Annotated in this window: 19 protein-coding genes; 6 read left to right on the top strand and 13 right to left on the bottom strand. The window is 69.9% G+C overall.

Features of this window, described 5'->3' with window-relative positions:
- Positions 1-96: 96 nt before the first annotated feature.
- A complete protein-coding gene (guaA, locus tag AU194_RS15585) occupies positions 97-1,656 on the bottom strand; it encodes a glutamine-hydrolyzing GMP synthase (RefSeq protein ID WP_059090146.1) in 1,560 nt (519 codons plus the stop codon).
- Positions 1,657-1,777: 121 nt separating this feature from the next.
- Here guaA and AU194_RS15580 point away from each other — a divergent pair, with 121 nt between their 5' ends.
- Both AU194_RS15580 and AU194_RS15575 read left to right on the top strand, forming a co-directional pair.
- Positions 1,778-2,503 carry a beta-phosphoglucomutase family hydrolase gene (locus AU194_RS15580; protein ID WP_157576122.1) on the top strand — a complete coding sequence of 242 codons (726 nt, stop codon included), beginning with the start codon at positions 1,778-1,780 and terminating at the stop codon, positions 2,501-2,503.
- Positions 2,500-4,863: a glycoside hydrolase family 65 protein gene (locus tag AU194_RS15575; RefSeq protein ID WP_059090144.1), complete on the top strand. Its 2,364-nt coding sequence runs from the start codon at positions 2,500-2,502 to the stop codon at positions 4,861-4,863. Before AU194_RS15580 ends, AU194_RS15575 begins: the two co-directional genes overlap by 4 nt.
- Here AU194_RS15575 and AU194_RS15570 read toward each other — a convergent pair whose 3' ends face one another.
- Positions 4,864-6,630 (bottom strand): GMC oxidoreductase, encoded by a 1,767-nt coding sequence (locus AU194_RS15570; RefSeq protein WP_059090143.1) that lies wholly within the window; start codon positions 6,628-6,630, stop codon positions 4,864-4,866.
- Positions 6,631-6,806: 176 nt separating this feature from the next.
- Between AU194_RS15570 and AU194_RS15565 the strand changes: the two genes are divergently transcribed.
- Positions 6,807-7,691, top strand: a complete 885-nt coding sequence (locus AU194_RS15565; RefSeq protein ID WP_157576112.1) for a type IV toxin-antitoxin system AbiEi family antitoxin domain-containing protein — start codon at positions 6,807-6,809, stop codon at positions 7,689-7,691.
- A gap of 72 nt (positions 7,692-7,763) precedes the next feature.
- On the opposite strand, the gene AU194_RS15560 is transcribed toward AU194_RS15565, so the two are convergent.
- The gene (locus tag AU194_RS15560) at positions 7,764-8,903 is read right to left on the bottom strand and encodes a GuaB3 family IMP dehydrogenase-related protein (protein WP_197417632.1); all 1,140 of its coding nucleotides are present in this window, start codon (positions 8,901-8,903) and stop codon (positions 7,764-7,766) included.
- A gap of 30 nt (positions 8,904-8,933) precedes the next feature.
- Entirely contained in the window at positions 8,934-10,487 is a 1,554-nt protein-coding gene (gene guaB / locus AU194_RS15555; RefSeq protein WP_059090233.1) for an IMP dehydrogenase, read from the bottom strand.
- 135 nt (positions 10,488-10,622) lie between these two features.
- Between guaB and AU194_RS15550 the strand changes: the two genes are divergently transcribed.
- The gene (locus AU194_RS15550; RefSeq protein ID WP_011768106.1) at positions 10,623-11,027 is read left to right on the top strand and encodes a DUF5319 domain-containing protein; all 405 of its coding nucleotides are present in this window, start codon (positions 10,623-10,625) and stop codon (positions 11,025-11,027) included.
- A gap of 8 nt (positions 11,028-11,035) precedes the next feature.
- Here AU194_RS15550 and AU194_RS15545 read toward each other — a convergent pair whose 3' ends face one another.
- The 3 genes from AU194_RS15545 to AU194_RS15535 form a co-directional block, all read right to left on the bottom strand.
- A complete protein-coding gene (locus AU194_RS15545) occupies positions 11,036-12,232 on the bottom strand; it encodes an anti-sigma-D factor RsdA (protein WP_157576110.1) in 1,197 nt (398 codons plus the stop codon).
- Positions 12,219-12,800 (bottom strand): sigma-70 family RNA polymerase sigma factor, encoded by a 582-nt coding sequence (locus AU194_RS15540; protein ID WP_059090140.1) that lies wholly within the window; start codon positions 12,798-12,800, stop codon positions 12,219-12,221. The genes AU194_RS15545 and AU194_RS15540 overlap by 14 nt, the downstream gene beginning before the upstream one ends.
- An 87-nt stretch (positions 12,801-12,887) precedes the next feature.
- Positions 12,888-13,667 carry a hypothetical protein gene (locus AU194_RS15535; protein WP_059090139.1) on the bottom strand — a complete coding sequence of 260 codons (780 nt, stop codon included), beginning with the start codon at positions 13,665-13,667 and terminating at the stop codon, positions 12,888-12,890.
- Between the two features lie 411 nt (positions 13,668-14,078).
- Here AU194_RS15535 and AU194_RS31215 point away from each other — a divergent pair, with 411 nt between their 5' ends.
- Positions 14,079-14,369, top strand: coding sequence for a WhiB family transcriptional regulator (locus AU194_RS31215; RefSeq protein WP_011558573.1), 291 nt, complete (start codon positions 14,079-14,081; stop codon positions 14,367-14,369).
- A gap of 75 nt (positions 14,370-14,444) precedes the next feature.
- On the opposite strand, the gene AU194_RS15530 is transcribed toward AU194_RS31215, so the two are convergent.
- Genes AU194_RS15530 through mdlC form a run of 3 tightly spaced genes read right to left on the bottom strand, consistent with a single transcriptional unit; the run spans position 14,445 to position 18,323 of the window.
- Positions 14,445-16,289, bottom strand: a complete 1,845-nt coding sequence (locus AU194_RS15530; protein ID WP_059090138.1) for an FAD-linked oxidase C-terminal domain-containing protein — start codon at positions 16,287-16,289, stop codon at positions 14,445-14,447.
- Positions 16,290-16,293: 4 nt separating this feature from the next.
- Complete coding sequence (locus AU194_RS15525; protein ID WP_059090137.1) at positions 16,294-16,704, bottom strand: tautomerase family protein; 411 nt, start codon at positions 16,702-16,704, stop codon at positions 16,294-16,296.
- A gap of 2 nt (positions 16,705-16,706) precedes the next feature.
- Entirely contained in the window at positions 16,707-18,323 is a 1,617-nt protein-coding gene (mdlC, locus tag AU194_RS15520) for a benzoylformate decarboxylase (protein ID WP_059090231.1), read from the bottom strand.
- 141 nt (positions 18,324-18,464) lie between these two features.
- Here mdlC and AU194_RS15515 point away from each other — a divergent pair, with 141 nt between their 5' ends.
- Entirely contained in the window at positions 18,465-21,212 is a 2,748-nt protein-coding gene (locus AU194_RS15515; RefSeq protein ID WP_231743392.1) for a LuxR family transcriptional regulator, read from the top strand.
- Here the strand turns inward: AU194_RS15515 and AU194_RS15510 are convergent.
- The 3 genes from AU194_RS15510 to AU194_RS15500 all read right to left on the bottom strand — a co-directional run bounded on the left by AU194_RS15510 (position 21,209) and on the right by AU194_RS15500 (position 24,247).
- Positions 21,209-22,261, bottom strand: coding sequence for a 3-deoxy-7-phosphoheptulonate synthase (locus AU194_RS15510; protein WP_059090135.1), 1,053 nt, complete (start codon positions 22,259-22,261; stop codon positions 21,209-21,211). The genes AU194_RS15515 and AU194_RS15510 overlap by 4 nt on opposite strands.
- Before the next feature lie 224 nt (positions 22,262-22,485).
- Positions 22,486-23,250 carry a methanethiol S-methyltransferase gene (mddA, locus tag AU194_RS15505; protein WP_231743390.1) on the bottom strand — a complete coding sequence of 255 codons (765 nt, stop codon included), beginning with the start codon at positions 23,248-23,250 and terminating at the stop codon, positions 22,486-22,488.
- Between the two features lie 70 nt (positions 23,251-23,320).
- Positions 23,321-24,247, bottom strand: coding sequence for an NADP-dependent oxidoreductase (locus tag AU194_RS15500; protein ID WP_059090134.1), 927 nt, complete (start codon positions 24,245-24,247; stop codon positions 23,321-23,323).
- Positions 24,248-24,266: the final 19 nt, after the last annotated feature.

The raw sequence follows: 24,266 nt of genomic DNA, 5'->3' as shown, positions 1-24,266 counted from the left end.
ATTCGAACTGTTGTTCGATACGACGAGTAAACACCGGCCCACCGACAAGCGTCAAGCCCGGCAGGTGGTCCTACCGGGCTTGACGCTAGATCGTCACTACTCCCACTCGATGGTGCCGGGCGGCTTACTCGTGACGTCGAGCACCACCCGGTTCACCTCGCGCACCTCGTTGGTGATGCGGGTGGAGATCCGTTCGAGCACCTCGTAGGGCACCCGCGTCCAGTCCGCGGTCATCGCGTCCTCACTGGACACCGGCCGCAGCACGATCGGGTGACCGTAGGTGCGGCCGTCGCCCTGCACCCCGACCGACCGGACATCGGCCAGCAGCACCACCGGGCACTGCCAGATCTGATTGTCCAGCCCCGCCGCGGTCAACTCCTCGCGTGCAATGGCATCGGCCTGGCGCAACGTCTCCAGTCGCTCGCGCGTCACCTCACCGACGATGCGGATGCCCAGACCCGGACCCGGGAACGGTTGGCGCGCAACAATTTCCTCAGGCAGTCCGAGTTCACGGCCGACCGCGCGGACCTCGTCCTTGAACAGCAGTCGCAGCGGTTCGACGAGCTTGAACTTCAGATCGGCGGGCAGACCGCCCACGTTGTGGTGGCTCTTGATGTTCGCCGTGCCCGTACCGCCGCCGGATTCGACGACGTCGGGGTAGAGCGTGCCCTGCACCAGGAACTCGACCGGCGCACCGCTGTCACCGACGATGTCGATCACCGCACCGTCGAATGCGGTGATGAACTCGCGGCCGATGATCTTGCGCTTGCCCTCGGGATTGGTCACCCCCGACAGCTCCTCGAGGAACCGGTCGGCCGCGTCGACGGTGACGAGGTGGGCGCCGGTGGCGGCGACGAAGTCGCGCTGCACCTGCGCGCGCTCCCCCGCCCGCAGCAGGCCGTGGTCGACGAACACGCACGTCAACCGGTCGCCGATGGCGCGCTGCACCAGTGCCGCGGCGACCGCGGAGTCCACGCCTCCGGACAGCCCGCAGATGGCCCGCCCGTCGCCGATCTGCTCGCGCACCTGCTCGACGAGCGCATCGGCGATGTTGGCGGGCGTCCACTTGGCGTCGATACCGGCGAACTCGTGCAGGAACCGGCTGAGCACCTGCTGACCGTGCGGGGAGTGCAGCACCTCGGGGTGGTACTGCACACCGGCCAGCCGGCGGGCGCGGTTCTCGAACGCCGCGACCGGGGCGCCCGAACTGGTGGCCACCACCTCGAAGCCCGCCGGCGCCTCGGTGACCGCGTCACCGTGGCTCATCCACACCGGCTGGGTCGCGGGGAGCTCCGAATGCAGTTCTCCGCCAGCCACTTTGAGTTCAGTGCGGCCGTACTCGCTGGTGCCGGTGTGCGCGACGGTACCGCCGAGCGCCTGGGCCATCGCCTGGAAGCCGTAGCAGATGCCGAACACCGGCACGTCGAGATCGAAGAGTGCGGGGTCCAGTTGCGGGGCGCCGTCGGCGTAGACGCTCGCCGGGCCGCCGGACAACACGATCGCCTGCGGATCCTTGGCCTTGATCTCCTCCACAGACGCGGTGTGCGGGACGACCTCGGAGAAGACCCGGGCTTCGCGGACCCGGCGCGCGATCAGCTGCGCGTACTGCGCGCCGAAATCGATCACCAGCACGGGCCGCGGGGATGGGGAATTCACCGGCTCAGTCTAGTGGGCCTGATTCCGGCGATCACGTTACTGTCGAGGCGGCAACGGTTACCCCAGCGGGGACACCCCTCCCTGAAAGCGAGGTTCGCCTGTGCTGGGTCTGCCCGAGCGGATGACGGCCTGTCTGTTCGACCTCGACGGTGTGCTCACCGATACGGCCAGCGTCCACACCCGGGCGTGGAAGGCCATGTTCGACGCGTATCTGCAGACGCGCGCGCAGCGCACCGGCGAACCGTTCGTCCCATTCGACGCGGGTGCGGACTACCAACGCTACGTCGACGGCAAGCGCCGCGAGGACGGGGTGCGGTCGTTCCTGGCCAGCCGCGGCATCGAACTGCCCGACGGCGGACCCGGTGACCCGCCCGACGCGGAGACCGTGCACGGGCTCGGCAACCACAAGAACGAGATGTTCCACGAGACGGTGCACCGCGACGGCGTCGAGGTCTTCGAAGGTTCGCGGCGGTATCTCGAGAAGGTCAGCGCGGCAGGTCTGGGCGTCGCCGTGGTCTCCTCCAGCGCGAACACCGAGGAGGTGCTCGACGTCACCGGGCTGGCGCGCTTCGTGCAGTACCGGGTCGACGGCGTGACCATGCGCGAGGAGAAGATCGCCGGTAAGCCGGCGCCGGACTCGTTCCTGCGGGCGGCCGAACTACTCGGTGTCGCACCGGATCACGCCGCCGTCTTCGAAGACGCCCTCGCCGGGGTGGAGGCCGGACGGGCCGGACACTTCGGTTGCGTGGTGGGGGTCGACCGGGTCGGGCAGGCCGAGGAGTTGCGCCGCCACGGCGCCGACGTCGTCGTCACCGACCTCGCCGAACTCCTGGAGGGCACCGCGTGATCCCCTACGACGTCTTTCCCGTCGAACCGTGGCAGGTGCGCGAGACCCGGCTCGACTTCGACCTGATCGACGAGTCGGAATCGCTGTTCGCACTGTCCAACGGGCACATCGGGTTACGCGGCAACCTCGATGAGGGCGAACCGCACGGGATGCCCGGAACGTATCTCAACTCGTTCTTCGAGATCCGGCCGCTGCCCTACGCCGAAGCCGGTTACGGCTACCCGGAGGCCGGCCAGACCGTCGTCAACGTCACCAACGGCAAGATCATCCGGCTGCTCGTCGACGACGAACCGTTCGACGTCCGCTACGGGGAACTCATGTCCCACGAGCGCGTACTCGACCTGCGGGCGGGCACGCTGCGACGGCACGCACACTGGCGCTCACCGGCGGGCAAGCAGGTCAAGGTGGAGTCGACCCGGCTGGTGTCGCTGTCGCAGCGCGGCGTCGCGGCCATCGAGTACATCGTCGAGGCGCTCGACGAATTCGTCCGTGTCACCGTGCAATCCGAGTTGGTCGCCAATGAGGACCAGCCCGAGAAGGCCGGCGACCCGCGGGTGGCGGCGGTGTTGCGCAAACCCCTCGAACCGGTGCACCACGAGCAGACCGACCACAGCGCGCTGCTGGTGCACCGGACCAAGGGCAGCGGTCTGATGATGGCCGCCGCCATGGATCACGAGGTCGATGTGCCCGGGCGCGTCGAGACCAGCACCGACGCCGGCGCCGACCTCGCCCACACCACCGTGATCTGCGGGCTGCGCCCCGGCCAGCGCCTGCGCATCGTGAAGTACCTGGCCTACGGGTGGTCGAGCCTGAGATCCCGCCCGGCACTGCGAGATCAGGCCGCCGCCGCGCTGACGGGTGCGCGCTACGTCGGCTGGCAGGGCCTGCTCGACGCGCAGCGCGAGTACCTCGACGAATTCTGGGACTGCGCCGACGTCGAGGTCGAGGGCGATCCGGATCTGCAGCAGGCGGTGCGGTTCGGGCTCTTCCACGTGCTGCAGGCCAGCGCCCGCGCCGAACGGCGCGCCATTCCCGGGAAGGGGCTCACCGGAACGGGCTACGACGGCCACGCCTTCTGGGACACAGAGGGTTTCGTGCTGCCCGTGCTGACCTACACGAAACCGTCGGCCGCCGCGGACGCGCTGCGGTGGCGGGCCTCCACGCTGCCGCTGGCCAGAGAGCGTGCGGCGCAACTGGATCTGGAGGGGGCGGCGTTCCCGTGGCGCACGATCCGCGGCGAGGAGTGCTCGGCGTACTGGCCCGCGGGTACCGCCGGCTGGCACGTCAACGCCGACATCGCGATGGCGTTCGACCGCTACCGCACCGTCACCGGCGACCACTCCCTCGAGGACGAATGCGGGCTGACGGTGCTGGTCGACACCGCGCGGCTGTGGATGACCCTCGGCCACCACGACCGCCACGGCGTCTGGCACCTCGACGGTGTCACCGGCCCCGACGAGTACACGGCGGTGGTGCGCGACAACGTGTTCACGAACCTGATGGCCGCCCACAACCTCCGGGTGGCCGCCGAGGCCTGTGAGCGGCGCTCGGAGGTCGCCCGCGAGATGGGTGTCAGCACCGAGGAGATGGCGGCGTGGCGCGAGGCGGCAGCCGCGGCGCACATCCCCTACGACGAGGAACTCGGCGTCCATCCGCAGTGCGCGGGTTTCACGACGTTGGCCGAATGGGACTTCACCGAGAACACCTCCTATCCCCTGCTGCTCAACGAACCGTACGTGCGGTTGTATCCGGCCCAGGTGGTCAAGCAAGCGGATCTGGTGCTGGCGATGCAGTGGCAGAGCCACGCGTTCACCGACGAGCAGAAGGCCCGCAACGTCGACTACTACGAACGTCGCACCACCCGGGACTCCTCACTGTCGGCGTGCACGCAGGCGGTGATGTGCGCGGAGGTCGGGCACCTCAACCTCGCCCACGACTACGCGTTCGAGGCCGCGATGATCGATTTGCGCAACCTGCACCACAACACCCGCGACGGTCTGCACATGGCGTCGCTGGCCGGGGCGTGGACGGCGCTGGTCGCCGGGTTCGGCGGACTGCGTGACGACGAGGGCATGCTGGCGTTGAACCCGCATCTGCCCGACGCGTTGACCCGGCTGCGATTCCGCTTGCGCTGGCGCGACTTTCGCGTCACCGTCGAAGCCGGGCACGACTGCGTCGTCTACACCCTGCGCGACGGGCCGGACGGCCGGCTGGCGATCCGGCACGCGGGTGAGGAGATCGTGCTCTCCACCCACGAGCCGACGACCGTCCCGGTGCGGCCACGCACCCCGCTGCTGCCCACACCGGTACAGCCGCCGGGACGGGAACCGCTGCGCAGCCGCCTCACCGAGTCGGGCTGATCAGGCGCCCTGGGCGTCGGCGGTGGTGGGATCGCGGCGGTTGACCTCTTCGCGGGTGGCGTTCCAGTCCAGCGCGGCGGGTGCGCCTGCGGGCACCACCGGCTGGTTCGGCGCGATCGGGTCGAGGCGGCGGTAGCCCTCACCCTGCGCGGGCCGCAGATCCTCTTCGCCCTTGTTCGGCCACAGCGACGCGGCGCGTTCGGCCTGGGCGCTGATGGTCAGTGACGGGTTGACGCCCAGGTTGGCCGAGATCGCCGCCCCGTCGGTGACGTACAGCGTCGGGTAGTTGTACACGCGGTGGTACGGGTCGATGACGCCGTGTTCGGGGCTGTCGCCGATCGTGGCGCCGCCGAGGAAGTGCGCCGTCAGCGGGATGTTGAACAGCTCACCCCACGTGCCGCCCGCGACGCCGTCGATCTTCTTCGCGATCCGCCGCGTCACCTCGTTGCCGACCGGGATCCACGTCGGATTCGGCTCGCCGTGGCCCTGCTTGCTGGTCAGCCGGCGGGTGCCGAGCTTCGTGCGCTTGGTGAACGTGGTGATCGAGTTGTCGAGGTTCTGCATCACCAGCGCGATGAGCGTCCGCTCGCTCCAGCGGCGCACGTTGAGCAGCCGCAGTGTGCCGCGCGGATCCTCGCGGGCGTTGACGAACAGCTGCTTCCAGCGCGGCACGTCGGTGCCCTCGGGGCCGGAGCCGTCGGTCATCAGCGTCTGCAGCAGCCCCATCGCGTTGGAGCCCTTGCCGTAACGCACCGGTTCGATGTGGGTGTCGGAGGTCGGGTGGATCGACGAGGTGATCGCCACCCCGTGGGTGAGGTCGAGGTCGTCGGTGACCTGGAAGCGACCGGCGCCGACGATCGACTCCGAATTCGTGCGGGTCAGCATGCCCAGCCGGTCGGACAGCTGCGGCAGTTTACCGGCGTCGCGCATCTTGAACAGCAGCTTCTGGGTGCCGAACGTACCCGCCGCGAGGACGACGTTGTTCGCGGTGAACGTCCGCTTCTGACGCCGCACCTTGCGCCCGGTGCGCACGGTGGTGACCTCCCACAGTCCGTCGTCGCGCTGTTCGAAGCTGGTCACCGTCGTCAGGGGATGTACTTCGGCACCCGCCCGCTCGGCGAGGTACAGGTAGTTCTTGACCAGGGTGTTCTTACCGTTGTGGCGGCAGCCGGTCATGCACTCGCCGACCTCGATGCAACCGCGGCGAGCCGGGCCGACACCGCCGAAGTAGGGGTCGGGCACGGTCTTGCCCGGGGTCTTCTGCCCGTCGGGGCCGAAGAACACCCCGACCGGCGTCGGCACGAAGGTGTCCCCCACGCCCATGTCCTCGGCGACCTCTTTGACGACGCGGTCGGCGTCGGTGAACGTCGGGTTGGTGACGACGCCGAGCATGCGCTGCGCCTGCTCGTAGTGCGGCAGCAGTTCGTCGTTCCAGTCGGTGATGTGCTTCCACTGCGGGTCGTTGAAGAACGGCTCGCGCGGTACGTAGAGGGTGTTGGCGTAGTTGAGCGATCCGCCACCCACGCCCGCGCCGGCGAGGATGAGGACGTCGCGCAGCAGATGGATCCGCTGGATGCCGTAGCAGCCCAGCTGCGGCGCCCACAGGAAGTTCTTCAGATCCCACGAGGTCTTGGCGAAGTCCTCGTCGGCGAACCGGCGGCCGGCTTCGAGGACGCCGACCCGGTACCCCTTCTCGGTGAGCCGCAGCGCGGTGACGCTGCCCCCGAAACCCGAACCGATGATCAGGACGTCGTAGTCAGGCTGCATTCCACCAGTATGAACTTACCGATGGGTAACTAGCCACTAACCCCTCCGCGCGAGCAGACACAGATTCGTGTGATCGCGGCTGCGATCGCACGAATCTGTGTCTGCTCGCGGCAAGTTGTCCACAGGCGAGTTGTCCACCCCTACCGGCCGGCGGGCCAATGCCCGAGAGTCGACGCATGAATGGGGCGGAGCGCGAACTCTTTCACCGAGCCGGCGGCATCGCGACGGCGCGCGAACTGCGGACCGTCATGACGCGCCCGCGCTTGGACTGGCTCGTACGGCGGGGCGAGGTGCTACGGGTGTGCCACGGCGTGTACGCCGACCGGGTACCCGATCTGCGAGGACGGCTGCGGGCGCTCGACCTGTACCTGCGTCAGGAGGCCGTCGCGTGTCTGGGGACGGCGGCCTCCCTCTACGGGTTCGACGTCGAGAACACCGTGGGGCTCCACATCCTCGACCCGGGCAGGCGCATCCGTCCGACGGTCGGCGTGTCGGTGCATCAACGCGTCGGGGCACCGCTGCACCGGGTTGCCGGCCGTGCTGCTACCGCGCCCGCGTGGACTGCGGTGGAGACCGCACGTCGCCTCTCTCGTCCCAGGGCCCTCGCCACGCTCGACGCCGCTGTCCACTCCACCTGGTGCGACACCGCCGAGCTGGCGCGAGCCGTCGACGCGCAGTTCGGCCGTCGGGGCATCGTCGCGGTGCGCGACCTGTTACCGCATGTCGACGGACGCGCGGAGTCAGCCATGGAGAGCGAGGCGCGGCTCGTGATGATCGACTACGGCCTGCCCACACCGGTTCTGCAATATGAGATCCACGGACGCGACGGCGTCGTGTGGCGGGTCGACTTCGCGTGGCCGGACGAGCGGGTCGTCGCCGAATACGAGAGCGTGGAATGGCACACCGGCCGCGACGAGATGGTCCGGGACCGAAAACGCGTCGCGGCGCTCCAGGACTTGGGCTGGACCGTGATCCCGATCGTCGTCGATGACGTGCGACACCACCCCGCCCAATTTGCGGAGCGCATCGCCACTCACCTATCCCGCCGCCTGGCGGGCTGAAGCCCGCGAGCAGTCACAAATTCAGGCGATCGAGACCCTTGGAACGCGAATCTGTGTCTGCTCGCGCCGAAACTACGCGCCGACCGTCAGACCGACCTTCTGGAACTCCTTGGGGTCGCAGTAGCCCGCCTTGGCCATCGACCGGCGCAATCCGCCGACGAGGTTGAGCGAACCGAACGGATCGTCCGACGGCCCGACGAGCACCTGTTCCAGCGACGGCCGCTCTCCGAGTGCGACCTGCAGTAGCGCGCCGCGCGGCAGCGACGGGTGCGCGGCGGCGGCGGGCCAGAACCAGCCGCCGCCCATCGCCTCGGCCGCACTCGCCAGCGGGGTGCCGAGCACGACGGCGTCGGCGCCGCAGGCGATCGCCTTGGCGAGGTCGCCCGAGGTGTGGATGTCACCGTCGGCGAGCACGTGTACGTAGCGGCCGCCGGTCTCGTCGAGGTATTCGCGGCGCGCGGCGGCGGCGTCGGCGATCGCGGTCGCCATCGGCACGCTGATCCCGAGCACCTCGTCGGAGGTGGTGACCCCGGAGGTCGACCCGTAGCCGACGATGACGCCGGCCGCGCCGGTGCGCATGAGGTGTAGCGCGGTGCGGTGGTCGAGCACGCCGCCGGCGACCACCGGGACGTCGAGTTCGGAGATGAAGGTCTTCAGATTGAGCGGTTCGCCCGCCCCGTCGTGATCCTTCGCGACACGTTCGGCGGACACGATCGTGCCCTGGATGACCAGCAGGTCGATCCCCGCCTGCAGCAGCGCGGGTGTCAGCGCCTGCGCGTTCTGCGGGCTCACCCGGACCGCGGTCGTCACCCCGGCATCACGGATCCGGGCCACCGCCGCCCCCAACAGCTCGGGGTCCAGCGGTGCGGCGTGCAGCTGCTGCAGCAACCGGATCGCGGCCGACGGGTCGGGCTCCTTGTCGGCGGCCTCGACGACCTGGCGGATCTTCTCCTCCACGTCGGCGTGCCTGCCGATCAGGCCCTCACCGTTGAGGACCCCCAGCCCGCCGAGACGGCCGAGTTCGATCGCGAACTCCGGCGACACCAGGGCGTCGGTCGGATGCGACACGACCGGGATCTCGAACCGGTAGGCGTCCAGCTGCCACGCCGTCGACACGTCCTTGGACGAGCGGGTGCGCCGCGACGGCACGATGTTGATGTCGTGGAGTTCGTAGGTACGGCGGGCGGTCCGGCCCATACCGATTTCGACCATGTCTCGCACAGTGGTGTGTCCCCAGTCCCGTCAGCGGGCGTAGTAGTTGGGCGCTTCGGCGGTCATCGTGATGTCGTGCGGATGGCTTTCCTTCAGCCCGGCCGCGGTGATCTGCACGAACTGTGCCTGCTGCAACGCCTCGATGGTCGGTGAACCGGTGTAGCCCATGGCCGCCCGCAGACCGCCGGTGAGCTGGTGGATGACCTGGGCGAGCGGCCCGCGGTACGGCACCCGCCCCTCGATGCCCTCGGGCACCAACTTGTCCTCGGACAACACGTCGTCCTGGAAGTAGCGGTCCTTGGAGAAACTGCCCCGCAGGTTGCCGGTCGCGCCGCGGCCCTGCATCGCCCCGAGCGACCCCATCCCGCGGTAGCTCTTGAACTGCTTGCCGTTGACCAGGATCAGCTCACCCGGCGCCTCGGCGGTACCGGCGAGCAGCGATCCCAGCATCGCGGTGGACGCGCCGGCGGCGAGCGCCTTGGCGATGTCGCCGGAGTACTGCAGACCGCCGTCGGCGATCACGGGCACGCCGTGCGGTGCGCATGCTGCGACCGCCTCGAGGATCGCGGTGATCTGCGGCGCCCCGACCCCCGCGACCACGCGGGTGGTGCAGATCGAACCCGGTCCGACGCCGACCTTGACCGCGTCGGCGCCGGCTTCGACGAGGGCGGCCGCACCTGAGCGGGTCGCCACGTTGCCGCCGATGACGTCGACACGTTCGCCGAGCGCGGTCTTGACGCGGTGCACCATCTCGAGCACCCCGCGGTTGTGGGCGTGCGCAGTGTCGACGATCAGCACGTCCACCCCGGCATCGGCCAGCGTCATCGCGCGGGCCCAGGCGTCGTCACCGACACCGACCGCGGCGCCGACGAGCAGCCTGCCGTCGGAGTCCTTGGTGGCCAGCGGGAACTGCTCGGTCTTGACGAAGTCCTTGACCGTGATGAGCCCGGTCAGCTTGCCGTGTCCGTCGACGATCGGCAGCTTCTCGATCTTGTGGCGCCGCAGCAGTCCGAGCGCGGCCTCGGCCGAGACCCCCTCCTGCGCGGTGATCAGCGGGGCCTTGGTCATCACCTCGGAGACCGGCTTGGACTGGTCCACCTCGAAGCGCATATCGCGGTTGGTGATGATGCCGACCAGCGCGCCCTGCTCGTCGACGACGGGCAGCCCGGAGATGCGGAAGCGGGCGCACATCGCGTCGACCTCGGCGAGTGTGTTGTTCGGCGCGCAGGTCACGGGGTCGGTGACCATCCCGGCCTCCGACCGTTTGACGGTCTCCACCTGGCCGGCCTGTTCGGCGACGGGCAGGTTGCGGTGCAGCACACCCATACCGCCTGCGCGGGCCATCGCGATGGCCATCCGGGATTCGGTGACGGTGTCCATCGCCGAGCTGACCAGCGGCACCCGCAGCCGGATGCGTTTAGTCAGCTGGCTCGAGGTGTCGGCGGTCGCGGGGATGACATCGGAGGCGGCGGGAAGCAGCAGCACATCGTCGAAGGTCAGCCCGAGCATGGCCACCTTCGTCGGATCGTCGCCGCCGGTCGGGACCGGTACGGCGATGGGAACGCTGCGTTCAGCGATCGACATGGGCGGGCCCTCCATAGGCACTTGGGCGGATACTCAATCCTATCGGTTACGGATGCCCTGCCTCGGCCCCGCACGCCGGATCGCCACACCGGTAACGGCTGGCGGGATCACAGGGGTGCTGCGTAAGGTGGAGCCGTGCGAGACCACCTGCCACCTGGTTTGCCGCCCGATCCGTTCGCCGACGATCCCTGCGATCCCTCGGCGGCCCTCGACGCGCTCGAACCCGGTCAGCCGCTGGACCCGCAGGAGCGCACCGCCGTCGAGGCCGACCTCGCTGACCTCGCGGTGTATGAGGCGCTCTTGGCGCACAAGGGGATTCGCGGTCTGGTCGTCTGCTGTGACGAATGCCAGCAGGATCACTACCACGACTGGGACATGCTGCGGGCGAACCTGCTGCAGCTGCTCGTCGACGGGACCGTGCGGCCGCACGAGCCGGCCTACGATCCCGAACCCGACGCCTACGTCACGTGGGACTACTGCCGCGGATACGCCGACGCCTCGCTCAACGAAGCGACGTCGGACTCAGACGGCTACCGCTGAGCGGTTCGTCACTCTTCTTCTACTGCCGCCGCACCGGGGGCCGGTAGCACGACCGTGGTCGTGGTGGCCGGCACCGAGATCCGCGTCTGTTCGACGCTGGGCGCCGACTGAGCCGGCGCCTCTTCCTCCACCACCGGGGGCGCGGCCGCCGTCGTGCCCGGCGTGGGCGTGGGCTTCGCTGCCGAGGTGGTCCCCGCCGTCGTGGCCGGGGTCGTGGCCGCCGCGGAGGTCGGCTCGGGCGCGGTGACGCCGGACGACGGCGGCGGCAGCTGCACCGGAGCCGACGACGACGGCGCCGAAGTGGGCGCCGTCGACGGGGTGGGCGACGGAGCGGGTGGTGACGTAGTGGTCGGCTGAGGACTTGACGGCGGCGTCTCCGACGGCGGGATGCTCGACGGGGACGTCTCTGGCGCCGAACTCGACGGCGACGTGGCCGACGGATCGGTCGACGACGGCGGCCTCGACGGTGTCGTGCTGTCCGACGGCGATGTCGCGTCCGGCCCCAGCAGCGCGGGCAGCGGGATGTCCGACGGCACCTCGGGCAGCACCACCGGCGGGGCGTCCGGCGGCACGGTCGCGGCCGGGTCGCGGGTCTCCACCTTCACCGACAGCTGCTGCCACTGCTCGACGAGCTCCTGCTGACGGCCGGTGTCCCCCACCGCGGCGACCGTGGTCGTCAGCGTCTGCAGTTTGTCCTGCGCGGCGGTCCAGTCGCCCTGGTCGATGAGCTGTTGCACCTGGGCCATCTGGGTCTGCGCGGCGAGCGCGACCTGATCGTCGCGGGTGGCGTGCTGTTCGCCGAAGAGCATCGTGCGCACACCATAGAGCGGGTCGCCCGGTCCGGCGCCGTAGACCACCGAACCGAAGCCGCCCAGGCAGAGCACCGCGGCGGCCAGCGAGCCGACGACGGCCAGTGAGAACCGGCGGCGGTGCGTGGTGGTCGTCGAGCGGTCCAGTGCGATGGCCGCGTCGCGCGGGGTCAACACCGCCGACATCGTGGGCCGGCGGACCTCGTCGCGCCACCCCGCCAGCAGGTAGGTCAGTTCGGCTTCGGCGGAGTCGTTCGCGTACACCGGCTGTTCGCCGGCCAGCGCGTCGAGCAGGCGGTCGGTGTAGTTGATCTCGGGCAGCGACGGCTCACCGCCGTTCGCGGAGCCGTTCGGGGAACCGTTGAAGGGTCGGCGCGGGAAATCAGGCACGGTCATGCCCTCCCGTCGCGATGATCTCGGCCTTGAGCCGCGCCAGAGCGCGGTGCTGGGCCACCCGGACCGCGCCGGCGGTGCTGCCGACGGCCTCGGCGGTCTCCTCGGCGCTCATCCCGACGACGACGCGCAGGATGAGGATCTCGCGCTGTTTGTCGGGCAGCACTCCGAGGAGTTTGTCCATCTGGGCCGACGACTCGGCATTGATGGCGAGCTGTTCGGGGCCCGCCTCCGAGGAGAACCGCTCGGGCACCACGTCGGTGGGATCCGACTTGTTGCGGCTCGCCGCTCGGTGCGCGTCCGCGATCTTGTGCGCTGCGATGCCGTATACGAAGGCGAGGAACGGTCGTCCCTGATCCTTGTAACGCGGCAGCGCCGTGATGGCGGCCAAGCAAACCTCCTGCGCAACGTCGTCGGCGGAGAGACCGCTCCGTTCCGTCGCGCCGATCCTGGCTCGGCAGTACCGCACGACGATGGGACGAATGGTCTCCAACACTTCGCGGAGTGCGTCACGATTGCCCGCCACTGCCTCAGCGACGACAGCATCGAGACGTTCTCCCGAAATTGTCATCGTGGGTGTGTTCTCCAACGTTACGAACGGCGTATTCGGCGTTCTAGCTCAGCTAAACAATAACGATGCCTGCGGGCGCCACCCGGACTAGCGATCCGCCCACACGCCGCCCCTGTGACGCACAGTATCGGCGCTGGCGTCGCGAAAGTCCGTGACCTGCGTCGGCGTGTACTGCGCGCTGCCGATGTCGGCGAGCAGACTGGCCAGCGCCCAGTGCAGTGGGATCAGCCCCAGACCGGCCGCCCGGTCGAGTGCGGCGTCGGCGATCGCCCTGCACCGGTCGGTCTCCCCGTGACTGCACAGCGCCGCGGCGAGCACGACCTCCGATTTGAGGCGGTGCCGCACCGAGGGGTAGTCCGCGGCAGCCGCCACCGCGCGTTCGGCGTGCTCGACGGCGAGCGCACCCATCCCGCGCACCATCGCCAGCTCGGCGCTCACCCACTGCAGCCGTACCGGTAACCGGGGGTCGTCGGCGCCATCCACGGCCCCGGCCGCGCGGTCCAGCAGCCGTTCGGAGGCACCGAACCGTCCGACGCCCAGTGCGTCGGCGGCGAGGCCGATCACCGCGTCGGCGGTCGCGGCGGGCGTCTCGGCAGTCAGCAGCGCGCGGCCGTCCCAGCCGGCGGCCTCGCGATGCCGGCCCAGTTGGCGGAGGAAGGACGCCCGGGTGCTCAGCGCCAACGATCGCGGTCCGGCGGAGCGGTCGAGTGCGGCCAGTTCGGTCAGCGCGACGGCGTAGCGGCCCTGCCCGCCGGCGCACACCGCGCGCAGCCAGCGCTCGCGGGGATCTGTCGCCGCCGGTAGCGGCCACCGATCAGGGTGCTCACCGAATGCGGCGTCGAGCAGCGCGGCGCGGGTGGTGGTCATCGGGGTGCGACGTTATCAACGCCGCTTGCCGCGGTGTCCTCGGCAAACCGGTACCGGGCCAACGCGGCGAGCGGTTAACTCTTTGTGGGCGCTGAGTTACGGCGATGTTAATCGGGCCCGGGATCGCGCCATTGCTCAATGGCAACCATGGTGGCAAAAGCCGTCGTCGGAGCGCTTGCGAACCCGCCCGATACCACGTTTCGCGCCAGCGGCAAGTCAGAAGGATGAACGTGACGTAAATTCTCTAGCTGGGGTTATGCGATTGAGCACATGATCACGCTATTGACGGAAAATCTTTCGCCCTTCTACGTTGTGTGCACGAGTGGTCACCGGCGACAAGCTCTGACGATCTGTACCACGACGCAGCGCTACCGCGTCCCCGAAAAGGGTGTTTAGAGAGGGGTTTTCCCAATGCCTCAGCCACAGCAGCTGCCCGGGCCCAACGCCGACATCTGGGATTGGCAGATGCACGGACTTTGCCGGGGCGTCGATTCGTCGATGTTCTTCCACCCCGACGGAGAGCGTGGCCGCGCCCGCGCTCAACGCGAAATGCGCGCCAAGGAAATGTGCCGCCGTTGCCCAGTGATCGCCCAGTGCCGTTCCCATGCCCTCGCCGTCGGCGAACCGTACGGCATCTGGGGCGGATTGAGCGAATCCGAGCGCGAGATGTTACTCAAGCGCGGAATTCGCCGGACCGCCTGACCACTCCCCTCAACGAACCGGAAAGCCCCATCTCAGCAAAGCCGAGATGGGGCTTCTCCGTCTCCGCGGCCGGTATCAGCGATTCACGGTGATCTTGAAGATGAGCGCGCTCAGCGGGCCGAACGCCCCGTTCCCGCCGATATAGAGGCGTTTGGTGTCGTAACCGGCCACGTCCTTCATGGTCTGGGCGCCGAACCGGGCCGGGAGTTCGCCGACGATCGCCTCGACACCGAGCAGGGCGTGCCGGATCTCGATCCGCTCCTCACCCGTCGCGGTGGCCACCACCTCGCCGATCCGCCGCCCCCCTCCCACGGCCGGGATGCCGACGCAGCTGACCCCTTCGCGGTCGAGGTAGCGGTGGATGTCGTCGAGAGTCGCGTCCGCGCCGACCACCAGGCTGAGGTTCCCGAGGTTGGCGGTGACGTCGGTGCGCCCGCCGGCGGTGAGCGGTCCCGGTGTCGCCGCGGCCGGGTGTCCGGCCAGCGCCGCGCCGACGGCCGCCGCGAAGGCGTCCACGACGGGCTCGTCGGGCGACGGCGGCGGCAGCATGACCCCGGGATTGAGCCTGCCCGCCGGATCGAACGCCGCCTTGATCGCGCGCTGGGCGGCGATCTCGACCGGGGTGAACCGCTTGGTCATGAACGGGATCTTCTCGGTGCCGACGCCGTGCTCCCCGGTGATGGTGCCGCCGAGCGCAAGCGCGGCGTCGATGATCTCGTTGTTGGCCGCCTCGAGCGCCGCGGCCGCCTTCGGGTTGTCTCTGTCGTAGAACGTCGTCGGATGCAGGTCGCCGTCGCCGGCGTGGCCGCACACCGCGATGAACAGCAGCCCGTCCGCATGGCGGGCGGCGGTCGCCTGGATCGCCTCTTGCATCTCCGGGATGCGGTCGCGCGGCACGGTGACGTCACCGATGAAGAAGCCCTTACCGCTCTGCACCACCGAATCGGGCGCGTGCAGCCTGCCGTACCAGAGTCGGTCCCTGGCGTCCTCGTCCTCGGCGATCCGGACCTCGGTCGCCCGCTCCCGCAGCACCCGCTCGACGACCGCCTGGTCGCGCCGCACTTCGGCCTCGGACCCGTCGACGTCGATGAGCACGATCGAGGCGGCGTCGAGGGGATAGCCGGTGTCGTAGAACTGCTGCAACCCGGCGATGCCGTCGCGGTCGAGCCATTCCACGGCGGCGGGCACCACCCCGGTGGCGATGATCGCGGAGATGGTGTCCGCCGCCTGCCGCGCGGTGTCGAACGCCCCCATGAGGCTGTGGGTGACCTCGGCGATCGGCCGCAGCGCGACGGTCACCTCGGTCACGACACCGAGCGTGCCCTCCGACCCGACGAGCAGCCCGAGCAGATCCGGCCCGTCGTCGTCGGCGCGCCACGTCACCGTCGTCGCATCCGGCAGCACGACCTCGGCGGCGAGGATGTGGTTGTAGGTGACGCCGTACTTGAGCGCATGCGGTCCACCCGCGTTCTCGATCAGGTTGCCCCCGACCGTGGACAGGTGCGAGGACACCGGATCCGGGGAGAAACATAGCCCGTACGGCGCCAGCCGCTCCTGCAGATCCGAGTTGACCACGCCCGTTTCGACTCGCGCCCAACGGTTCTCGGCATCGACATCGACCACGCGGTTGAGGTGCGTCAGGTCCAGCAGCACGCTTCCGCGAGAAGGCATCATGCCGCCCGAGCAGTTCGACGCCCCGCCCCGCGGGACGACGGTCACGCCGTTGTCGGCGGCGATCCGCATGATGGCCGCGACCTGTTCGGCGTCGCTGGGGCGCAGCACCATGTCCGCGCGGCTGCCCACGCCCCAGAAGTCATGGCCGCGTTCGGTCACGACGGTCTCGTCGGTGATCACCTCACAGTGGTCGGCGAAGGCGGCGCCGAGGTCGGCCGGTTGTGCGGTGACGGTGTCTGATGTCATGTGATCACTCCGTTGAGTTGGACAGTTGTCGTAGCCACGCTTCTTCCTCGCCGGGCGCGGGCAGCACCCGTCCGCCCTCGATCGCGAGGTGCGCCGGACTGTTCTCGAGGACGACCAGGATCCGGCCGGGCGGGATTCCGGTGACCCGGGCCGCCGCGGCGGCGATCTCGGCCACCAACTGGCTGCTCTGCGCCTCCGGGTGCCCGGTGCGCACCCAGCCGTTGATCAGAAGCGGTTGCGCGGGAACGCCGTTGGTGTACACCTGGTCGGCCTCCAGTTCGTGGAAGACGACGTTGATGTAGGTGCCGGGGACGTGGTTGATCATCGAGTGGATCCGGGTGATCTCGCCGGCCAGGTTGGCCTTGGTGTCGGAGCCCAGGGTGGACGCGGTGGTGGTGCAGGTGTAGACCGGCATGCTCACCCCAGGAACGGCAGTTGCGGCTGGGTCGGCACGACGATGACCGTGGGCCCGTCGGCGTCCAGCGCGGCGGTGAACTCGCGGGCGAGGTCTTCGGTGCCGCCGACCTCGACCGTGCGGCACCCGAAACCCGTTGCCAGCGCGGCGATGTCAAGGCCGGGGAGGTCCAGACCGGGGACGTTGGGGGTCTTCTCCAACAGTGCGAAGGACTTGAGGATGGCGTACTCGCCGTTGCGCATCACCACGAACACGATGGGCAGTTTGTGTTGGGCCGCGGTCCAGATGGCCTGGATGGAGTACTGGAACGACCCGTCGCCGATGGTGGCGATGATCTTGCGGTCGACGCCGCGGGCGCGGTCGCCGAGCGCGACGCCGACCGCGCCGGGCACCCCCCAGCCGATGCCGCCGCTGCCCGTCGCGAAGAAGCTCGCGCTGCGGGTGGTCGGCATCGAAGCCAGCAGTTCGGCCATCGTCGACGTCGACTCCATCACCACCGCGGCATCGTCGGGCCGCAACAGACCCAGCACGGTGTACACATCGCTGGGGACCAGTGGCGCAGTGGCTTTCGGCATCTCCGTGCGGGTCTCGCGCCGGAATCCCGGCGCGGCGACGCGTTCGGCGGGTGCCTCGACCAGTGTGGCCAGTTGCTCGAGTGCGGCGTGGACGTCGCCGAGCAGGCTGTCGCCCACCGGGGCGACCGCCGAGATGTGCGGATCGGAGGTGATGTGCAGCAGGTCGGTGCCTTCGGGCAGATACTCCCCCGCCACATACGGGTAGTAGCGGAACACCTGGGCGCCGATCACCACCGCCAGGTCGTGACCGTGCAGGGCCTCGTTGACCCCGGCGATCGTCATCGGGAGCGGTCCGGCGTAGAGCGGGTGGGTCTCGGGGAACGAGCACCGGTCCCACAGCGCGCTTCCGTACACCGGCGCCTTGAGCTTCTCGGCGAACGCGACCCCGGCGTCCCATGCGCCGGCGCGGTCGACTTCCGGGCCGAGCACCAGCACCGGGTTCTCGGCCCGGTTGATCCGCTCGGCGAACGCATGCAGCCGGTCGCTGTCGGGCAGGACCCGGTTACTCAGGGACCGGATCACCGCCGGGCGGCGCGCCGGCTGGTTCCAGTCGTCCAAGGGGATCGACAGGAACACCGGCCCGGCGGGCGGTTGCGTCGCGATCGCGTAGGCCTGCATGAACGCCGCGGGAACGTCTTCGGCCCGGACCGGCTGGTAGGCCCACTTCACCCAAGGTTGCGGTTGCAAAGTCTCGTCGCGGTTCGCCAGGTACGGATCGCACAGCAGCATCTCCCGGGTCTGCTGCCCGGCGGTGATGATGAGCGGGGTGTTGGCCCGGTAGGCGGCGACCAGGCTGCCCAGCGCGTTGCCGGTTCCGGCCGCGGTGTGGAGGTTCACCAGCGCCGGCTTGCCGGTGGCCTGTGCGAAGCCATCGGCGATCGCCAAGACCGAAGCCTCCTGCAGCGCAAGCACATACGTGAAATCGTCGGGGAAGTCCTGCAGGAAGGTCTGTTCGGTCGAGCCCGGGTTGCCGAACACGGTCGTGAGGCCGAGCGTTCGGAGCAGTTCGTAGGTCACATCGTGGACAGTGGTTTCGTCGGTCATGATCGGATCCCACACCCGCAGGCGCCGAATGCACCCCCGGGGAACCCCCGGGTCTGCGGTGACCGGGGGTACCGAGCGAAGTCAGGGACAGTCTCGGTTCCGCACCGCGAAACCGCGCGGGACATGCCAGGATCAGGTTCCGTGAGCCCGGGAGCCCGGCGCGGCACCCTGGTCGGGCGCCGACACGAACAGGCGACGCTGCGCGGCCTGCTCGACCAGGCCCTCGCCGGACGGAGCGCCGTCCTGGTGCTCCGCGGCGAGGCCGGCATCGGCAAGACGGCGCTGCTGACCGAACTCCTGGCCGACAGCGACGGGCTGCGCACCGTCTCCATCAGCGGGGCGGAATCGGAGATGGAGCTCGCCTATGCGGGCGTACAACAGCTGTGCGCACCGCTGGTCGGCCGAATCGACCGGCTCCCCGATCCGCAGAAGCAGGCCCTGCGGTGCGCGCTCGGCCTCCGCGAAGGGGACGCCCCGGACCGTTTCCTGGTGAGCCTGGCGGTGCTGACCCTGCTCGGTGAGGCCGGCGCCGAACAGCCGACCGTCTGCGTGATCGACGATGCGCAGTGGGTCGACCGCGCGTCGCTGCAGGCGCTCGCGTTCGTCGCGCGCCGGCTCGCCGCCGACCCGGTGGCGATGCTCTTCGCGGTCCGGGAGCCGAGCGCTGAACGGGAGCTCGCCGGGTTACCGGAACTGCTCCTGTCACCGCTGGCCGACACCGACGCCCGCACGATGTTGACCACCATGACGCCCGGCGGCCTCGCCGCGGTCGTAGGCGAGAACATCCTCGCCGAGGCGAACGGAAACCCGTTGGCACTGCTGGAGTTTCAACGGGCGTTGGCACCCGCGGAGTTGGCGGGCGGCTACGGTCTTGCCACCGCCCGCCCGTTGGCGACCCGGATCGAGCGGACGTTCGCCGAACGGCTGCGGGAGCTGCCTGCCGCGACCAGGACCCTGTTGCTGCTGGCGGCCGCCGAACCGACCGGCGAGCCGGGGTGGCTGTGGGCGGCGGCGGGCAGCCTCGGCATCGGGGTGGACGCCACCGTCGCGGCGGAGCGCAGCGGCCTGATCACGGTCGCATCCCGGCTGCGGTTCCGTCACCCGCTGGTGCGCTCGGCGGTGTACCGCGACGCGCCCCTGGCGGAACGCCGAGCCGCGCATGCCGCGCTGGCGGAGGTCATCTCGGGGCCGTCGGCCGACGAGCACCGCGCGTGGCACCGCGCGCACGCCGCCGCGGCCGCCGACGAGGATCTGGCGACCGACTTGGTGGTGTCGGCGGAGCGGGCACGCCGACGCGGCGGTGCGGCCGCGGCGGCCGCGTTCCTGGCCTACGCCGTCGAGCTGACCCCGGATCCGGTCCGCCGGGCGCAGCGGGCGCTTGCGGCCGCGCATGCCAAACTCGACGCCGGTGACGCCGAGGCCGCGGCCCGGCTGCTCACCGCGGCCGAGCGGGTCGAGGACCGCACCCTCACCGCGCGGGCACACCTGTTGCGCGCCAAGGTTGCCTGGGCCACTCACCGCGGGCGGGATGCACCTCCCCTGCTACTGGCGGCGGCCGAGCGGCTGCGTCCACTCGATGCTCGGCTGTCCCGCGAGACGCACCTGGAGGCGCTGATGGCCTCGATGGTCGTGGGCACACTGCATTCGGCGCCGAGCACGTCCGCCACGGCGGTGGCCGAGGCTGCCCGTCGGGCGCCGCCTGCCGCCGTGCCGCCCACCGCCACGGACCTGTTCCTCGACGGGCTCGTCGTCCGGCTGACCGAGGGGTACGCGGCCGCGGCACCCCTGCTGCAAGGGGCGGTGCGCGAATACCTTCTCGAGCAGGAGTCTGGGAGCGCCGACCCGCGGTGGCACGACATCACCAACCGGGTGCTGCTCGATCTGTTCGATCAGGACGCCTACAACGCGATCACCGCACGCCAGCTCGAGTTGCTGCGGGCCGCCGGGGAGTTGACGGTGCTGCCCGCGGCGCTGACCGCCTACGCCGGGGTGTGCGTCACGTCCGGTGATTTCGCCGCGGCGGCCCACCTGCTCGAACAGTCCGAGGCGATCTCCGCGGCGACCGGGACGCCACCGCACCGGTCCATCCACGCCTACCTGACGGCCTACCGGGGTGAGGAACAACGGTGCCGCGAGTTGGTGCGGGCCATTCTCGACGAGTCCACCGCGCGCGGCGAGGGCAGCGAGGTCACGGTCGCCCGGTACGCGGCGGCGGTGCTGCACAACGGGTGCGCGCAATACGAGGAAGCCATGAGCGCCGCCGCCGCCGCCCTGCGCTTCGAGGACGTCGGGATGTACGGGCATCTGCTCACCGAGATGGTCGAGGCGGCCGCGCACTGCGGTGACACGGTCGCGGCGAAGGCGGCGGCCACCGAGCTGATCGAACGCACCACCGTCTCGGGCACGTCGACGGCGTTGGGTTACGCGGCGCGGGCCCGTGCGCTCACCGCGGGGGACGACAGCGCCGACGCCGAATACCGCAGTGCGATCGAACATCTCGAGAACAGCCCGGTCACCGTGTACCGCGTCCGCACCCGCCTGCTGTACGGCGAGTGGCTGCGTCGCACGAACCGGCTGGCCGAGGCGCGTGACCAGTTACGCACCGCCCACACCGAATTCGTGGAGATGGGCGCGGACGGCTACGCCGAACGCACCCGTCGCGAACTACGCGCCGCGGGTGAGGCGACGCGCCGCCGTGAGACGCCGCGCGCGGTCATGTTGACCAGCCAGGAGAGCTACATCGCCCGGCTCGCCGGTGAGGGGTACACGAACTCCGAGATCGCGGGCCACCTGTTCCTGAGCCCCCGCACGGTGGAATGGCACCTGAGCAAGATCTTCGCCAAACTCGGTGTGACGTCCCGCCGCGAGCTGCGGCGCCTGACGACCTAGCGTGCGGCCAGTTCCCGCAGCACCGAATCGGTGGTCGGCCAGTCCATGCACTTGTCGGTGATCGATTGCCCGTAGGTCAGCGGCCGCGCCTCCGACGACTGCGCACCCCCGACGAGGAAGCTCTCCAGCATCACCCCGCTGACCGGAAGACCGTCGCGGATGGCCTGCGCCACCTCCGCGGCGACACCCGCCTGGCGGATGTGGTCCTTACCGGAATTGGCGTGGCTGCAATCGATCACGACCTTGCCCGGCAGTCCGGCCGCGACCAGTTTGGCCGCCGCGGTGGTGACCGAGTCCGCGTCGTAGTTGGGTCCGTCGGTGCCGCCGCGCAGGATGACGTGGCAGTCCTCGTTGCCCTCGGTGCTCACCACCGCACCGCGGCCCATGTCGTCCATCCCGAAGAAGACGTGCTGCGCCGCAGCGGCTTTCACGCCGTCGACGGCGACCTGGATGTTGCCGTCGGTGCCGTTCTTGAAGCCGACGGGCATCGACAGCCCCGACGCGAGCTGACGGTGCACCTGTGATTCGGTGGTGCGGGCCCCGATCGCGCCCCAGGCGACGGCGTCGGCGATGTACTGCGGGCTGGTCGGTTCCAGGAACTCGCAGCCGACCGGCAGCCCGATGTCGATGATGTCGAGCAGCAGCTGGCGGGCGGTGCGCAGTCCGCGGGCGACGTCGAAGGTGCCGTCCATGCCGGGGTCGTTGATCAGACCCTTCCACCCGATCGTGGTGCGCGGCTTCTCGAAGTACACCCGCATGACGATCTTGAGCCGGTCGGCGAGGTCGTCGGCGACCTTGGCCAGGCGGCTGGCGTAGTCGAGTGCGGCGACCGGGTCGTGGACCGAGCAGGGGCCCACCACGACCAGCAGCCGGTCGTCGCGGCCCGCCAGAATGTCGGCGATCTCGGTGCGGTCGCGCGCGACCCGCTCGGCGCGCCGGGCGCCCAGCGGGAACTCGGTGAGCACCTCGTGCGGGCTGGGGATCGCACTGAAGCTGCGAATGCGCCGGTCAGAGGTGGCGGGCGGGGTGGCGATCTGCGCCAGGTTCATCGAGGTGCCTTTCTGGTGGTGGGCACCTGCGTGGCCGTCCGGTGCCCTCGAATGACGAAAGGCAGCGACCGATGGTCACTGCCTGGGCTCCGGGTGGATGCGTGCGTTAGCGCTGCGCTTTATCGGCTCCGCCCGGAGCCTCGATAAAGCGCCAATAGCCGACGCGCACCGCGGTGTTCACGCCGCCCACCCTATACCACCGTCTGGATCCGTCCAAAAGAAGGTCAGCAATGGCGGGCCGGATGTGGGATCAACGCCGGCACCGTACGCCGGTACTGGCAGTACTGCTCCCCCAGCGCGGCGGTCAGGTCGCGCTCCTCGAACCGGATGGCCACCAGGATGTACGCGGTCGTCACCGCTGCGAACAACAGGTGGCCCGCCGTCATGGTGGGAGCGGCCCAGAAGGCGATCAGGAATCCGAGCATCAGCGGATGACGCACCACGCGGTACAGCAGCGTGGTCTTGAAACCTGTTGTGGCGTCGCGTCTTCCGCGCCAGGCGAGGAAGCCCTGCCGCAGGCCGAACAGTTCGAAGTGGTTGATCATGAAGGTCGAGGCCAGCACCGTCACCCAGCCGAGGGCGGCCACACCCCACACCACACCGCGCAGCGCGGGATGGCCGATGTGCCAGACGGTTCCGTCGATCGTGCGCCACTGCCAGCACAGCAGGGCGAGCAGCAGGCTGGCCGCCAGCACGTAAGTGCTGCGCTCCATGGATTCGGGCACGATGCGGGTCCACCATCGCTTGAAGGCCGGACGAGCCATCACGCTGTGCTGCACCGCGAAGGCCATCAGCAGGGCCAGATCGACGAGGACGGCGACGCCGGTGGTCGCGGCGATGCCGTGGTCGACCGTGCGCGGGACACCGAAACCGGCGACGAACGCGATGGCGTATCCGAATGTGGCGAGGAACGCCAGGTAGCACAGTGCGCTGTAGGCCAACACCAGCCAACCGGCCGGTGCGGTGGTGCGGGCAGTGGAAGTGGTCATGGCTCGATGGTGATCCGCCGGGCCGCGCACCGAATGGGGCAAATGCCTCATTCGGTGCGCGCCACAGCGGTCAGGGCACGAGCACGGTCTTGCCCGGCAGGCGTCCGGCGTCGGCGTCGTCATGCACGGCGGCGACGTCGCGCAGCGGGCGGCGGTCGGCGACGTGGATGTCGAGTTGTCCGGCGTCGACGCGGCGGACCAGGTCGGCGAGTTGGGTTGCGTCGCTGCGGACGAACACGCGGTGGGTCCGCACGCGATCGTCGGGTCCGGCGGTCATGGTGCCGACCAGGATGCCGCCGTCGGCGACGAGGCCGGCCAGCGCGGCGGTCTCTTCCTCGCTGGTGCTGATCAGGTTGAGCACGACGTCGAAGGGCGCCCCGTCGACGTCGACCGGCTCACTGCGGTAGTCGATGTAGTCGATGAGTCGGTCGGCGCCGTAGCGGCGAAGGCGTTCGGCGGCAGCGGTTTTGGCGGTCGCGGTGACGACGGCCCCGGCCTGCTTGGCGAGTTGGACTGCGTATCCCCCGACGGCTCCGCCCGCGCCGTTGATCAGGATGGTCTGCCCGGCGCTCAGCCCGGCGACCTCGAACAGCGCCTGCCACGCCGTCAGGCCGACCACCGGCAGAGCGGCGGCGTCGGCGAGCGCCACCGATCGCGGCGCGGCGGCCAACACCTCGGCCGGCGCGGTCACGTACTCGGCGGCGGCGCCGCGGGCGGCCATGGGAAGCAGCCCCACCACGGGATCGCCGACGTTCCAGCCGGTGACGCCGTCACCGAGCTCGGCGACGGTGCCCGCGACGTCGATACCGGGCACGTGCGGGAAGTCGATCGCGAACACCTCGGACAGGTAGCCGCCGCGGATGCCCGCATCGACGGGGTTGAACGACGTCCCGGCGACACGCACGAGGACCTCGCCGGGTCCGGCGTGCGGCTGCGGCACGTCCTCGTACTGCAGGACGTCGCCGTCGCCGTACCGGTGGTAGACCGCTGCCTTCATGACTCCTCCTTGGTTATTG

The organism is Mycobacterium sp. GA-2829 (assembly GCF_001499965.1).
Classification (GTDB): domain Bacteria; phylum Actinomycetota; class Actinomycetes; order Mycobacteriales; family Mycobacteriaceae; genus Mycobacterium.
The sequence above is the reverse complement of the archived record's forward strand: the minus strand, read 5'-3'. Positions and strand labels throughout refer to the sequence as shown.

Coding starts and splice junctions, on each gene's coding strand:
- AU194_RS15580 (WP_157576122.1), top strand. CDS start 1,778: ATGACGGCCTGTCTGTTCGACCTCGACGGTGTGCTCACCGATACGGCC.
- AU194_RS15500 (WP_059090134.1), bottom strand. CDS start 24,247: ATGAAGGCAGCGGTCTACCACCGGTACGGCGACGGCGACGTCCTGCAG.
- AU194_RS15565 (WP_157576112.1), top strand. CDS start 6,807: ATGAATGGGGCGGAGCGCGAACTCTTTCACCGAGCCGGCGGCATCGCG.
- AU194_RS15540 (WP_059090140.1), bottom strand. CDS start 12,800: ATGACAATTTCGGGAGAACGTCTCGATGCTGTCGTCGCTGAGGCAGTG.
- AU194_RS15525 (WP_059090137.1), bottom strand. CDS start 16,704: ATGCCGGTCTACACCTGCACCACCACCGCGTCCACCCTGGGCTCCGAC.
- AU194_RS15570 (WP_059090143.1), bottom strand. CDS start 6,630: ATGCAGCCTGACTACGACGTCCTGATCATCGGTTCGGGTTTCGGGGGC.
- AU194_RS15535 (WP_059090139.1), bottom strand. CDS start 13,667: ATGACCACCACCCGCGCCGCGCTGCTCGACGCCGCATTCGGTGAGCAC.
- AU194_RS15530 (WP_059090138.1), bottom strand. CDS start 16,289: ATGACATCAGACACCGTCACCGCACAACCGGCCGACCTCGGCGCCGCC.
- mdlC (WP_059090231.1), bottom strand. CDS start 18,323: ATGACCGACGAAACCACTGTCCACGATGTGACCTACGAACTGCTCCGA.
- guaB (WP_059090233.1), bottom strand. CDS start 10,487: ATGTCGATCGCTGAACGCAGCGTTCCCATCGCCGTACCGGTCCCGACC.
- AU194_RS15510 (WP_059090135.1), bottom strand. CDS start 22,261: ATGAACCTGGCGCAGATCGCCACCCCGCCCGCCACCTCTGACCGGCGC.
- AU194_RS15560 (WP_197417632.1), bottom strand. CDS start 8,903: ATGGTCGAAATCGGTATGGGCCGGACCGCCCGCCGTACCTACGAACTC.
- AU194_RS31215 (WP_011558573.1), top strand. CDS start 14,079: ATGCCTCAGCCACAGCAGCTGCCCGGGCCCAACGCCGACATCTGGGAT.
- AU194_RS15545 (WP_157576110.1), bottom strand. CDS start 12,232: ATGACCGTGCCTGATTTCCCGCGCCGACCCTTCAACGGTTCCCCGAAC.
- mddA (WP_231743390.1), bottom strand. CDS start 23,250: ATGACCACTTCCACTGCCCGCACCACCGCACCGGCCGGTTGGCTGGTG.